Here is a 12,652-nt window from a genome sequence, read left to right on the forward strand (position 1 = left end):
AACAAGGAGAAAAAATGAAAGGTTTTATGAATACTTTATTGTCATTCCAGGGCCCGCATACAAGCGGGAACCTGGAATCTAGGAATAAAATAAAGAGTTTTTCTAATAAACAGACTGGATCCCAGGTCCACGCCTGGGATGACAACCATAACGGCAACGGCAGATTCCCGAACCCTGCGGGCCGCCCCACACTCGGGAATGCCATCGTTATGAAAAAAGGAGGTCATCCTGAACTTGTTTCAGGATCTACATCTTGGGTTGTTAGCCGTGGATTTACCCTTATAGAACTATTAGTCGTTGTGCTCATTATCGGTATTTTGGCGGCGGTGGCGGTGCCGGAGTATCAGGTGGCTGTGTTAAAAAGCCGTCTGTCCAGCACAATGGCCACCGTCAAAACGATTGCCAATGCGGCCGAGGTGTATTATTTAGCCAACGGAGCCTACGCGCCGGACGATATTACGCTACTTGATATTTCGGATGTGAGCGGATGCAGACAAGTCGGTGCCGGGCAATTAAATTGCGGAAACATTTGGTACGATTATAATGCCGGGGGCGCTTGGCACAGTGGTAGTCAAGAAGACCGCATTGACGGGCGGGTATATTTAAATGGGGCCTATACTATTAGATATTCTCAATATTTAGAGAATAGTCCTACTTACGCGGGCGAGCGGCATTGTGTTGTTAATGATATTTCTTCCTCTTTGGCGCACCGTGTTTGCAAAAGTATGGGTGGCACGCTGGTTAGTGGTAGCAGTGCGGAATATCGTTTGCCGTAGCCGAAAAAATTTTTCTATATCTGTTTGCATTTCTTGTCCCAAAGTGTTATAATAACATTGCGGGGTAGAGAAGCCTGGTATCTCGCAAGGCCCATAACCTTGAGATCACTGGTTCAAATCCAGTCCCCGCAATGTTTTCTATGATTACCGCCCTTACAGGGCGGTTTTTTTATGCCTGTTTTTTATGTACAATAGAAAAGAATTGTATAAGGGTTTAAGTTAGGAGGATGAAATGAACATATGTATTTTTATTGGCGGGAATAAACACTTTACCGCCGCCCGCTTGGGGGTAAAACTGGGCGAGGAATTACGGCAAAAAGGCTTTCAGGTTACGCTGGCTTGCGTAAAGGGAAAATTGAAAGCCGCCACATCTTTGCCCGTTTACGAATATACGGCAACAGCCAAACCCAAAACCTTGGCTAGCGCGCTTAAAAAGGAACACGCCGATTTTGTAATTTCGTTTATGAATTTGTCCGGCTGTGCGGCGGCGCAGGAAGCGGGGTTGCCGTTTGCCTATGCCGAAAACGAAGGCTTTAAAGAGGATAAACCGTCCAAAGACAAAAAGACCTTGCTCAAAAAGGCCAAACAGGTATTTGTAATTAAAACCTCGGACAAACCGCTTAATAAAAAGGCTTATACAGGCCTTAAAGTGCAGGAAGTTACCAATCCTGCCGTGTGGGTGGAGCATTATAATTACAACAAACCCGCCTTCTTTAAAAAGGAAAATAACATCGTGGCCGTGGGCAAATTAGCCAAGGAAAGCGGCTTTGATAACCTGCTTAAAACTTGGGCGCGCTTGGCCCCGGCGCATACGACTTGGCACTTAACTATTGTGGGAGACGGCACCAGCAAGGCTGCCTTACAAAAATTTATTGATAAAAATCACTTGCAGGCCAGCACCGAAATTGTACCCGCGCAAACGGACGTGTACAGCCTGTTGCGCAATGCGGATATCTTTGCGTACCCAGCCTTAAACCCGGCGGAAGCCGATATCCTGCTGGATGCTATGGCAAGCAAATTGCCGTGCGTGGCGTGCGAATCCGCTCCTGTTACGGCATTGGTGGCCAACGGCATTAACGGCCTTATTGTAAACGCGGGTGAAGAAGAACCCTTTACCATTGCCTTGGATGAGTTAATGGTAAACTGGGGCAAGCGTGTGGGCTTGGCGGTGGAAGCCAGCAAATTAAAAGACAAATATCCGTTTGAAGATTTTGTCCGCGCGTTTGCGCAGTTGCTTGATTAATTATTGCCCGGCACATTTTTAGGCCGGGCTTTTTATACGGAGTTTACCTTGCGGATTACTTGTGTGATAGGAACCTTGGGCGGTGGCGGAGCGGAGCGCGTAATGACGTATTTATGCGCGGGGCTTGCCGCGCGCGGGCACCGGGTAACCCTGCTGACGCTGGATGATTCCGTGCCGGATTTTTACCAAACGCCCGCTTCCGTGGTGCGCGTGCGGGAGCATTTGGGAGCCTTTAAGGAGTCCGGCTTTTGGGGCGGTTTTCCGCGATTGTACCGTTTAATGCGCGCGGTTGCGGATACGCGCCCGGACGCGGTTATCAGTTTTATGACCATTAGCGTCTTGGCCGCCTGTTGGCTTTTACGAGTACCCTATATTTATGCCGACCATTTGGACGTGCGGCACTTGGAATATTCGCGCAAATGGCAGGTGTTGCGCAACTTTTTGTTGGCGCGCGCCAGCCGCGTAACGGTACTGTCCGAGCGGGACCGCAAGTTCTTGGCAATGTATTTCCCCAAGTGGCGCGTAAGCGTGGTCTATAACCCTGCAATGCCCGCGGCTACGCAAACCTATCCGCGCCCCGCGTTTTTGGCGCCCGACAAAAAATATGTACTGGCAGTGGGGCGGCTCGTTAAACAAAAGGGTTTTGACCGCTTGTTGCAGGCTTGGCGGCGCGTGTGCGACGATTTTCCAAATTGGCGTTTGTGCGTGATTGGGGCCGGGCCGGACGAAGCGGAATTAAAGGGCTTGACCGATACGCTAGATATCCAAGCCAGCGTGCAATTTGTACCGCCCGTAAAAGGCTTGGCGGCCGTTTATCAGCACGCAGATTTGTATGCAATGTCCTCGCGTGCGGAGGGTTTTCCAATGGTATTGCTGGAAGCAATGGCATCGGGATTGCCAGCGGTCAGTTTTGCCTGCACGGGGCCGGACGTGATTATCCGTAACGGTACGGACGGCTTTTTGGTCAAGCAAAATCATACCGACCAACTGGCCGCCAAACTGGCCGAATTAATGGCGGATACCGAAAAGCGCGCACGTTTTGGCGCACAGGCGCGGTCGGTGGTGGAGCGGTTTTCGCTTGATAACTATTTAAACGCCTATGAAAATTTATGTAAGGATGCTGTAAAATGAATTTTGACGAGCCGCATATTAAAATTAGCCTGTTGGATTTAAAGCAAGCGCTTGGCCTGCGCGGGCGGGATAGCCGTTTGGTGCGCTGGGTGATGAAGTGGAGCCAAGCAAAAAAGAATTTCCTTTCTAAATTGCGCCACGGGGGCCGCACGGTTTCTCCGGGTGAAAAGTTGCGCGTGCTGTTTTGGCTGGCCGGCGGGTTGGGAGACGGCGCGTGTGCGCGGCGGCTGGTGCTGGCGTACCGGGAGCAAATGCCCGAAGCGCAGTTTTTTATTTATGCGCAACTGCCGGACGTGGCCAAAACGCTGTTTGGCGGAGATGATAACACCACTATTTTGCCAGACGGAAAAATCCATTGGGCGGATTACGATTTGGTTGTTCAGGTGTGTTTGACGGCTAAATTTTTGCACGCGGACGCTGCGCGTATTGGGCGGTTGGCTCCTACCTTTCTCCCAGCATTTGAGCGCGCGCAGGAAGCCCAAAACAACTTGGGCGAACTATTAGATGACCCGTTTTTGACCGAGGCCGCCTTGGGCCGTTGGCTGTATGCTTGGGGCGGGCGGCGGTTTGATTTACTGTCCTATACGGGCGGGCTTGCCTTGCCGCACGACGAAACTCGTCGTTTGAAAACGGAGCCTAAAATTTTGGAAAAATACGGCTTATCCGGTGTGCCTTATATTACCTTTCACGACGGGACAAGTTCCGCGCAAACGGTGGAGGATAAACGCCCCACGCGCGCTTGGCCGGCGGTGCGCTGGTGCGAGTTCTTCCGTTTGTTTAAGCGGCAATTTCCGCAAATTAAACTCGTACAATTGGGGGGCAAAAACAGCCCGGTTTACGAGGAAGCCGATTTTAATTTAGTGGGCAAAACGCCGCTTTCGGATGTGCCATCCCTCTTACAGGGGGCCAAGGCGCATATTGATACGGAGAGCGGTCTCGTGCAACTGGCGCAGTATTTAGATGTAAGAAGCGTGGTTATCTTCGGTCCGACGGACCAAGAGTTTTTCGGCTATGCTAAAAATATCAATTTAGCGGCCGGGCCGTGCGGCGGTTGTATGTGGAGCACGGCGGATTGGGTGTTCACTTGTCCGCTGGGGCATAAAGCGGCCCCGTGTACCGAAGCCGTCCGCGCGCAAGACGCCTTAAAAGCACTCAAAAAAATATTGGCGCGTTAAAAGCGGTTTTTAAATTGGCGCGTAAACAGTGCCCAGTCGCCGCTTTTGCGGGCCAAAAACCAAAGCGCCCCTAGAAAGATAATTCCGCCGAAAAGAAGTGTAAAAAACACATTGGTGCGCGGGCCGAAAAACGCATATAAGGCCGAGGGGAAAAGCGCCAAAATGTTTACGGCCACTAACCGTGCCGCCGCCCGCAGAGAATACATATATTCCACTTGCGGAAAATGCTTTTTAAAGAGTAAATAATTAATAAACAAACTCACCGCGCAGCACCCCGCCTGTGTGTACGGGTACGCATACGCGCCGAACACCCTCATTGTAAACGGCACCAATACGATAAATAAGATAATTCCCGCCAGCGCATAGGGCAGGCTTTCCTTCACCTTCCGGCCCGCCGCCACCACATTGTTTTGCATTAAAATAGGCCCCATAAACCACATCATCGCCATTAACGGGCGCAAAAAGTTGGCCGCGCCGTGTACGTCCTGTGGGGTAAAGTTCCCGCGCTCAAAAAAGAGCGAAATGATTTCAGGCGCGTAAAAACAAGTAAATACCGAGAGCGGCGTAAGTAAAAAAAGCACAAAATGCTGGGTGGTTAAAAAATCCCGGTTTAATTGGTTCCAATCGTTTTGGGCGGCGCTTTCGGTTAATTGGATTTTGGAAACATTGGTAACGCGGAGCGTAAAAATTTCAGTCGGCGAGTCGGACAGTTGCCGCGCATAGTTAAGCGCGCTGACCATCCCGGCAGAAAATCCGCTGAGTAAATAAAGCGGAAGCACGCTGCTGACGATGTTCGCCAGTTCAATGGCTTGGTTGCTAACGAGGTTTGCCGTCAATTTTTTGTGCCAGCCTGCGCCGTGCACGCCAAAGGACCAGTTGAGTTCTTTTTTTAGCGCGCATAGAAAGACGATTGCCTGTACCGCATTGGCCGCCAAAAAGCCGTATATCATACTGACTATGCCACAGGTGCGCCCAAAACACAGCAGGCAAATAAAGGGCAGCAGGGCGTTTAGCGGGGTAAACAGAGCGGCGGTAAAGCGGCGGTACATTTCCAACACGGCGGTTAAATAGGCAACTAGCAGTTGCAAACCGAATAACAAAAAGCCGAGCGAAATCAGTCCGCGCTCTGCCGTCAGTTGGGCAAGGTCAAAACGGGATAAAAGTTTTCCTAGCGCCACCGGGCAGAAGAACCCCGCCGCCGTTAGCACAGCCGCCAGCAAAATATAGAAATATAAGAACCTGTTTAAAAGGGCCCGCCCGCCGTGTGGGGTTTTGGCGTCCTGCGCCATTGCCTCCGGGATGATGACGGCGGCGTTCATCCGCTGTAAAAACGTTAGCCCAAATCCCATTATCATAATGAGATAAAAATACACGTCGGTCGTCTTGCCTGCGCCGAAATAAAGGGCAATTAAAAGCGCGTTGGCAAACGATACCAGTTTCCACGCCAGCGTGGCCCCCACGGCCAGCGCGGCGCCGAAAGAATAGGAAGTGGGCTTAAAAAGATGAACCATATTTGATATTATAATAATTTAGGAGATATTATCGTGAATACTGAATTTGAACCTGTTATCGGGTTGGAAATACACGTCCAGCTCGGAAGCAAAACCAAGTTGTTTTGTTCTTGCCCCAACGGCGTGGGCGATGAAACCAAGCCCAACACCGCCATTTGCCCTGTTTGCGCCGGACATCCGGGCGTATTACCCGTACTAACGGAAGGGGCCCTGGAACTTGCGGTGCGTGCGGGGCTTTCTATGAATTGCAAAACGAACGAATATTCCTCGTTCTCGCGCAAACATTATTTCTATCCGGATTTGCCCAAGGGCTACCAGATTACCCAAAACGAAGAGCCGATTAACGGCGCGGGCTATATTGAAATTACGTTTGGTCCCAAAGAAAATTTGCAAAAAAAGCGCATTGGTATTCACCACGCGCACTTGGAAGAGGACGCCGCCAAATCCTCCCACTTTGCAGATCACTCCTTGGTGGACTATAACCGCGCTGGGTGCCCGTTGTTGGAAATCGTGTCTATGCCCGATTTGCGCTCGCCCGATGAAGCCTATGCCTATTTGACCGAAATCAAACGCTTAATGCGCTGGGTAGGCGCTTCCAACTGCGATATGGAAAAGGGCGAACTGCGTGTGGACGTGAACATTTCCTTGCGCCCCAAAGGACAGGAGAAATTCGGCACGCGCGCGGAAATCAAAAATTTAAACTCGTTTAAAGCCGTCAGAGACGCGCTTAACTACGAAATCAACCGCCAGACGGAAATTTTAAACGCGGGCGGACAGGTAAAGCAGGAAACCCGCCTGTGGGATAAAGAAGAACTGGTTACCAAGCCGATGCGCTCCAAAGAGGACGCGTTGGATTACCGCTATTTCCCGGAACCGGATTTGCCGCCCGTGGTGTTAAAACACGACTGGCTGGAAAATGTAAAGGCCCATATGCCCGAATTGCCGGGTGCCAAGGAAGCACGCTTTATGAAAGCCGGCTTGTCCGCTTACGATGCGGGCGTGCTGACGAGTTCGCGCGAAATTGCCGCCTATTTTGAAGAAGTGGTAAAGGGCGGAAAAGTGTCTTTAAAGACGGCCTCTAACTGGATTCAAACCGACCTGTTGGGCGTGTTAAACGCCGAAAAGAAGGAAATCCAAGATTCGCCTATTCCGGCCGCCCGCTTGGCGGAACTCTTGGAACTGGTGGAAAGCGGCAAAATCAACCGCAAACAGGGCCGCGAAGTGTTTGACGAAATTTGGAAGACGGGCGAAGCCCCGGCCGCCGTGGTGCAAAAACGCGGTATGGCGCAGGTGAGCGACGAGGGGCAATTAGAGGCTTGGGCCAAGGCCGCCATTGAGGCCAACCCCAAGGCCGTGGCCGATTATAAAAAAGGCAACAAGGCCGCCATCGGCGCATTGGTGGGGGGCGTAATGAAACTCAGCAAAGGCAAAGCCAACCCGCGCATTATCAGCCAGTTGTTAGGCAAGTTGCTCGCGTAAGTATCCGCCCAGCAAAGTTTAAAAAGCCGGCCTTTTTCGGGGCCGGCTTTTTCTGCTGTATAATAGTCCAATCCTTGGGGATGACGAAGATTATTCCAAGTAGCAGGCGTCAGCCCCACAAAGGTTTTTGCAGAGTTTTTTTCCGCGCTCACTTGCTCCTAAACAACTCGTTTTGCCGCGCTGGTTCTCCGTATATTGATCGGTATATTTAAAATAATGGTAATACACAATGTTGTGCCCAGCAGGGTTATTGTCAGTGCCACGGGTTAAACTATCCCACCCGCTAAAAGAGCCCGCATTTAAATCCCAGCGGTTTTTTTGACAAATCAAATCATACAGTTTCCCTTCTTCCTGGCACCCCGGTAGTGTAATGTCTAGGTCGGCCCAGTAGTCGGGGTATTTCCCGGTGGAAAGGTAATAAAGTTCTATCATTTCGCTTAATTTTTTACCGATTGTTTGTATTTCTGTAAAGCGGGCTTTATCTACTGCCAGTTGGTATTGCGGTACGGCCACCGCGGCCAAAATTCCAATAATCAGCACCACTACTAATAATTCCATTAATGTAAAACCTTGTTTCATTATAGTCTCCTTGCAGGCAATAAAAAACGGCTGTTGTGGATGAGCTACGCTAATAACCCAAACAAAACAGCCGTGGCCTCCCGTTTAAATAAACGGAAAGCACTCGGCACAACCCGCGCGGGTAATTAGTCCGCCCGGATTGTGCCTATAACGTGCTGTTTTTGGATTAGCGTATGCCTTTGAATGTTCAAAAGCTTACCCCTTGCGGGGCGCCAAAAACAGATTCAAATTGTAACAGGGCGTGTAAGGCCCGTTTTAACAGCCATCTCCTTGCCGTAAATATATAGTTATTCTAACAAATTTATCCTTTTTGTGTGTTTGTGCCAACTAACCCAAAACAGCCCGTGCCAAACGGCGCATAAAACGCTACCATAAAAACACACATAGAGGCAGCGCGTAAGAGGGGAGTCCTATTTGACCCGGGGGGTTAAAAGTTGCTATCATTTATGTGTAGAAGTAAATACCTATTAGGAGAAAGAAATGAAAAACTTACTCAAAGTTGTTTTGGTTCTGGCCTTGGCCGCCGGCTTGACCGCCTGCAAAAAGAACGTAAAAGATGACGCCAACGCCGACCTGACTGCCGGTGCCGGTACCGAAATGGTAATTGAAGAAACCGAAACGGTAACGGAAGTTCCCGCCCAAGAAGTTTCTTTGGGTGTGGTGCATTTCGCTTTGGACAAATACAGCCTGTCCTCCGATGCCCGCAAAATTGTAGAAGCCAACGTGAAGGCCATTAAAGCCGCCGCGTCTGCCGCTTCCTATCAAGTAACCGTAGAAGGTAACTGCGACGACAGAGGCACCATCGCTTACAACATCGCCCTCGGCCAGAAACGCGCCGACGAAGTGAAAGCGTATTACGTGCGCCTCGGTATTCCGGCCGCTAACATTACCACCGTATCTTACGGCGAAGAAAAACCGGTCTGCTACGAAGCCACCCAGTCCTGCTGGGCGCAAAACCGCAGAGCCGATACGTTGCTTAAAGTCAACTAATCGCTTGTTTTGAATAAGGAGCCCGGACCCAAAATGAAAAATGTTACTAAACTACTTTTTATGGCAGGTTCGGGCTTTTTGTTGTCCGGCTGCATCGCCAGCGAGCGGGATATGAGCACGCTCAAATTGCAGTTGCAGGAACTTAACGCCACGATTGTGCAAATGCAAGCCAACCAAGCCGAACTCGCCGGGAAAATGGACGAACTCAACAGCAATTTGTCCGCTTCCAACGAAAATTTGGCCCAGGTAGATGCGCAAATTAACAAATTGTCCGCCAAGTTGGACGATTTGTCCGTCTCTGTCCGCACGGCTCCCGCCGCCGCGGCCCAAGCGGAAAATGCACAAGCCGCCCAGCCGGCCGCCTTGTTGCCCTCGGATTTGTTTGCCGAAGCCAAGAGCCACTTGGATAAAGGCGCTTACGAGCCCGCCGCAATGGGCTTTAAACTCTACATTTCCAAATACCCGGACAGCGAAAACGTGGAACAAGCCTATATGTATATGGGCGATGCGTACATTGCCGCGGGGCAAACCAAACCCGGGGCGGTTGCTTACGCCACCTTGCTGCAAAAATTTCCGAAAAGCAAATTAATTCCGTCGGCGCGGTTGAAATACGCGCTGTCCATTGTGCCCCTTGGCAAAAAAGACGAAGCCAAACGCTATTTGTCCTCCGTTGTGCAGGATTTCCCGGCTTCGCCCGAGGCTAAAAAAGCCAAAGCCGAGTTGGCCAAAATCAAATAAACGCGTGTAACGCGCGGTTCCTTTTTATTATGAAAAAACTGTTTTCCCTTTTACTTATTGCAGGGGTTCTTATCACTTTTGCGGGGCGCGTAATGGCGGCCCAGCCCAAGACGGATGTGTATATCGGCATTACCTCGGTGGGGGATAAACGCCTGCCGGCTATCGGTATGCCGCCCTTCCGCTATACGGACGAAAAGGCCCAGCCCGCCGCCGCGTTGGTGCACGACGTAATGCGTGCGGATTTGCTGTTTGCCCGCTATTTTGACGTTACCGAGGACGGCCCGGCCTTTAATTCCCAGCATTTAAGCCAGCAGTTAAACCAATGGGGCGCGGCCCACGCCAGTTATTTGCTGGCGGGTGATATCACTTATGCGGCCCCGTACTTTACAATTAAAATTTACGTTTACGATATTTCTACCCGCACGTCCGTTTTTGCCAAGGCGTTCAAGGGTACCGAAAGCAGCCTGCGCAGACTGGCGCATATCGCTTCGGACCAGATTGTCTCCGCCTTAATGGGCAAACGCGGCATTGCCGATACCAAAATTGCTTTTGCCAACAACTCCACCCGCCACAAAGAAATTTATGTAGTGGATTACGACGGCGAGAACTTGCAGAAATTAACCAACGACAAGAGTATCGCCATTTTGCCCCGCTGGTCCAAGGACGGCAAAATCTTCTATACCACTTATAAATATAAAAACCCGGATATCTTTGCGATTGACTTGCGCGCGGGGAAAATCGCCCCGGTGATTATCCGCGGCGGCTTGTCGCTTATCGGCGGTGTTTCGCCCGACGGCAAGGCCTTGGCCTTTACCAGTTCCGGCGGAACGAACCCGAGCATTTATATTTACAACTTGGAAACGCACGCCAAAACCCGCATTACCAATAAGGCCTCGGTGGACGGTTCCCCGTCCTATTCACCCGACGGTAAGTATATTACCTTTGTGTCCAACCGCGCGGGCAACCCGCAAATTTATGTAATGGAACTTGCCACCGGCGAAACCCGCCCGCTGACGAAAACCTTTAACTGGTCCGACAGCCCCCAATGGTCGCCCACCGGGGAGTGGATTGTGTTCACGGGGCGTGAATCGCCCTATCACCCGATGGATATCTTTTTGGTGGACTTAACGGGTACGCAAATCCGCCGCTTGACCACCGATGCGGGTTCCAATGAGGACCCGACTTGGTCGCCGGACGGCCGCTTTATCGCGTTCACTACCACGCGCAACGGCAAACGCCAGTTGTATATGATGGATATGGACGGCAGCGCGCCGCACCTGCTTGCGGACTTAAAGGGCGACTCCTTTACGCCGCATTGGAGTTTTTAATTTAGTTGGAATATATAAAAATCCCCGGGGTTTGTGCTCCGGGGATTTTTTATGCGCAAGTTGGGTACGAAATGAGGTTTTTATGGGGCCTGGGATTTTTAAAGGGCCAGCGGACAGCGTTCCTGCCCCGTGGGGGCGTATCCCGTAGTTTATTTACGGGCTCTTGTTGTGATTAAAATTCCCCGTGTAGCAATAAAAACCGCCCCCGGCAAAAATGCTAGGGGCGGTTATACTAAATTAAATGCTTGTTATTTGCAGACGGAAAGACCCGTTTCCTCACAATCAGCGTTGGGGTATTCCTCGCAGCAAGCCTCTTTGGAGCCCTTGGGCAAAAAGATAGTATAGGCGTCATCGTTGACTTCAAAGGAGGCTCTCAAACCGTCTTCATCCTTGGAGTACCAGATGTCGTTAATATCCATATCTTCCATTTCGGCATTTTCATCAATAGCCTGCATCATAATAACGGCCTGCCCAGCCTTGGTGGCGGGGTTTTCTTGCGCCAGCGCCCCAACGAGCAACAAGGCGCCCAAGCCCAAAATTAAGAACAGGCTGATAATAGCCAACCACCACGGGTGGGACGGCGTATCGGGCAGTTCGTCTCCGGGCTGGAAGTCCGCGCGGACAACATACGTTTCCGCAATATAATCGTGCAAGGCGCGTTTGCGGTTGGTAAGCCCGGCCATTACGTAGCCGATGTACACGGTAACATAGGACAGAATTTTAGCAAAGGTGCGGCCCGTCGCGCGGCCAAAGCCGATGCGTCCGCCGTCTTTGCCGATTACCTTAATCCCCATAATGCGTTTGCCGAAGGTTGCTTGTTTGGCGCCGCTTTCCAGCAAGGCAAAATAAAGCCAGTACGAAATAGCGCCCAACACTTGCCACAAAATGTAAATGGCAACCATTACCGCCAGCGTTCCGGCGGCGGTGTCTTCGGTGGCTTGGCTGAGTTTTACGCCTTGCCACATCATCAGCGGTACGCAAATGACGGCTGGCGGAATAGCCACTAAAATACCGTCAATCACAAAAGCGACGGCGCGTTTCCAAAACCCGATATACGGTGCGTTCATAGTTTTTTCTCCTTTTTATGTGGGCCGTGCGTTTTAAAATGCGTTTAACAGCCCCAAATCACTTATTTGCGCGGTTTTTTGTAGCAGCGGCGGCAACGGGCCTGATAGGCGTCTGTTGTGCCTACTACAATGCGCTTTTTGTCTTTGCTGATACGTTGCGTGAAACTGGCCGGATTGCCGCACTTGGTGCAGACGGCCAGGTTTTTGGTAACGTATTCGGCCTGCGCCAAGAGGGCGGCCGTTACTTCAAACGGTTCGGCGCGGTAGTCGGTATCTAGCCCGGCTACAATTACGCGCTTGCCGGCCTTAGCCAGTTTGTTGCATACTTCTACAATACCAAAATCAAAGAAATTAATCTCGTCTATGGCGATAACTTGCGTGTCCTTTTCCACCAGCGGCAAAATTTCGGACGACGACTTTACGCACGTGGCCGCCACCTTGTTTTGGTTGTGGCTGGTAATGCTGTCAATGCCGTAGCGCGTGTCAATCTTGGAATTGAACAACTGCACCTTTTGCCGGGCGATAAGCGCAATGCGCACGCGGCGGATGAGTTCCTCCGTCTTGCCGGAGAACATACACCCGCAGATTACTTCTATCCAACCTTGTTTGTGATATATTAACGGATTAGCCATTTT

General features: G+C 50.9%; 12 protein-coding genes and 1 tRNA gene. 9 read left to right on the top strand and 4 right to left on the bottom strand.

Features of this window, described 5'->3' with window-relative positions; genetic code table 11:
- Positions 1 to 209: 209 nt before the first annotated feature.
- The 5 genes from B2118_RS04750 (at position 210) to B2118_RS04770 (ending at position 4,325) form a co-directional block, all read left to right on the top strand.
- The gene (locus B2118_RS04750; RefSeq protein ID WP_428053660.1) at positions 210 to 776 is read left to right on the top strand and encodes a type IV pilin protein; all 567 of its coding nucleotides are present in this window, start codon (positions 210 to 212) and stop codon (positions 774 to 776) included.
- 58 nt (positions 777 to 834) lie between these two features.
- Positions 835 to 908: transfer RNA gene (locus tag B2118_RS04755), tRNA-Met, on the top strand.
- Between the two features lie 100 nt (positions 909 to 1,008).
- Positions 1,009 to 2,019: a glycosyltransferase gene (locus B2118_RS04760; RefSeq protein WP_428053662.1), complete on the top strand. Its 1,011-nt coding sequence runs from the start codon at positions 1,009 to 1,011 to the stop codon at positions 2,017 to 2,019.
- A 63-nt stretch (positions 2,020 to 2,082) separates the two neighbouring features.
- A complete protein-coding gene (locus B2118_RS04765; RefSeq protein ID WP_428053664.1) occupies positions 2,083 to 3,150 on the top strand; it encodes a glycosyltransferase family 4 protein in 1,068 nt (355 codons plus the stop codon).
- Positions 3,147 to 4,325, top strand: coding sequence for a glycosyltransferase family 9 protein (locus B2118_RS04770; RefSeq protein WP_428053666.1), 1,179 nt, complete (start codon positions 3,147 to 3,149; stop codon positions 4,323 to 4,325). The genes B2118_RS04765 and B2118_RS04770 overlap by 4 nt, the downstream gene beginning before the upstream one ends.
- Here the strand turns inward: B2118_RS04770 and B2118_RS04775 are convergent.
- Positions 4,322 to 5,836: a lipid II flippase MurJ gene (locus B2118_RS04775; RefSeq protein ID WP_428053668.1), complete on the bottom strand. Its 1,515-nt coding sequence runs from the start codon at positions 5,834 to 5,836 to the stop codon at positions 4,322 to 4,324. The genes B2118_RS04770 and B2118_RS04775 overlap by 4 nt on opposite strands.
- Positions 5,837 to 5,869: 33 nt before the next feature.
- Here B2118_RS04775 and gatB point away from each other — a divergent pair, with 33 nt between their 5' ends.
- Positions 5,870 to 7,315 carry an Asp-tRNA(Asn)/Glu-tRNA(Gln) amidotransferase subunit GatB gene (gatB, locus tag B2118_RS04780; protein ID WP_428053670.1) on the top strand — a complete coding sequence of 482 codons (1,446 nt, stop codon included), beginning with the start codon at positions 5,870 to 5,872 and terminating at the stop codon, positions 7,313 to 7,315.
- A gap of 90 nt (positions 7,316 to 7,405) precedes the next feature.
- Here gatB and B2118_RS04785 read toward each other — a convergent pair whose 3' ends face one another.
- On the bottom strand, positions 7,406 to 7,894 hold the full coding sequence (locus B2118_RS04785) for a type IV pilin protein (protein WP_428053672.1): 489 nt from the start codon (positions 7,892 to 7,894) through the stop codon (positions 7,406 to 7,408).
- A gap of 480 nt (positions 7,895 to 8,374) precedes the next feature.
- Here B2118_RS04785 and B2118_RS04790 point away from each other — a divergent pair, with 480 nt between their 5' ends.
- From B2118_RS04790 to B2118_RS04800, 3 genes are read left to right on the top strand one after another with little or no spacing between them, the layout of a single operon-like run.
- The gene (locus B2118_RS04790) at positions 8,375 to 8,884 is read left to right on the top strand and encodes an OmpA family protein (RefSeq protein WP_428053674.1); all 510 of its coding nucleotides are present in this window, start codon (positions 8,375 to 8,377) and stop codon (positions 8,882 to 8,884) included.
- 33 nt (positions 8,885 to 8,917) lie between these two features.
- Positions 8,918 to 9,622, top strand: a complete 705-nt coding sequence (locus B2118_RS04795) for a tetratricopeptide repeat protein (protein WP_428053676.1) — start codon at positions 8,918 to 8,920, stop codon at positions 9,620 to 9,622.
- A 29-nt stretch (positions 9,623 to 9,651) separates the two neighbouring features.
- Entirely contained in the window at positions 9,652 to 10,950 is a 1,299-nt protein-coding gene (locus B2118_RS04800; RefSeq protein WP_428053678.1) for a hypothetical protein, read from the top strand.
- Positions 10,951 to 11,198: 248 nt separating this feature from the next.
- Here B2118_RS04800 and B2118_RS04805 read toward each other — a convergent pair whose 3' ends face one another.
- Both B2118_RS04805 and B2118_RS04810 read right to left on the bottom strand, forming a co-directional pair.
- Positions 11,199 to 12,017, bottom strand: coding sequence for an RDD family protein (locus tag B2118_RS04805; protein ID WP_428053680.1), 819 nt, complete (start codon positions 12,015 to 12,017; stop codon positions 11,199 to 11,201).
- A gap of 62 nt (positions 12,018 to 12,079) precedes the next feature.
- On the bottom strand, positions 12,080 to 12,649 hold the full coding sequence (locus B2118_RS04810) for a thymidine kinase (protein ID WP_428053682.1): 570 nt from the start codon (positions 12,647 to 12,649) through the stop codon (positions 12,080 to 12,082).
- Between the last annotated feature and the right edge of the window lie 3 nt (positions 12,650 to 12,652).

This window comes from Candidatus Avelusimicrobium stercoris, from assembly GCF_002437085.1.
In the GTDB taxonomy this organism is placed as follows: domain Bacteria; phylum Elusimicrobiota; class Elusimicrobia; order Elusimicrobiales; family Elusimicrobiaceae; genus Avelusimicrobium; species Avelusimicrobium stercoris.